This is a genomic window from Bartonella sp. AA81SXKL (genome assembly GCF_042196945.1).
Classification (GTDB): Bacteria; Pseudomonadota; Alphaproteobacteria; order Rhizobiales; family Rhizobiaceae; genus Bartonella.
Genome location: NZ_JBHIRH010000390.1, coordinates 1 through 238 on the forward strand (window position 1 = coordinate 1; position 238 = coordinate 238).

At 36.6% G+C, this 238-nt stretch carries 1 protein-coding gene and 1 pseudogene; both read right to left on the reverse strand.

Annotated elements, in window-relative coordinates; genetic code table 11:
• A partial coding sequence (locus ACFINZ_RS11865) for a YmdB family metallophosphoesterase (protein ID WP_375701631.1) occupies window positions 1–114 on the reverse strand: 114 nt, incomplete at its 3' end.
• 18 nt (window positions 115–132) lie between these two features.
• Window positions 133–238, reverse strand: a pseudogene (locus tag ACFINZ_RS11870) (5-formyltetrahydrofolate cyclo-ligase); the annotation flags it as partial.

The following is a 238-nucleotide window of genomic DNA, read 5'->3' on the forward strand; positions in this document are numbered from 1 at the left end:
GCCATTCACAACAACAAAATCAAGTTGCCATTTTTTAACAAGCCCTGGAAGCTTTGCAAAAACAGCGTTACAGCCCGTTTCTCCAACAATGTCACCTAAAAATAAAAAACGCATGAGCGTTTTAATCATATTTTAACGTTTTAAGAAACCTTTTTCTGTAAAAATTCCCTCTACTATTAGATCATGTTCTGTATGGGGAATGGAGGAAACTTCCTGACATGAAAAGCCTAAGCCCAAT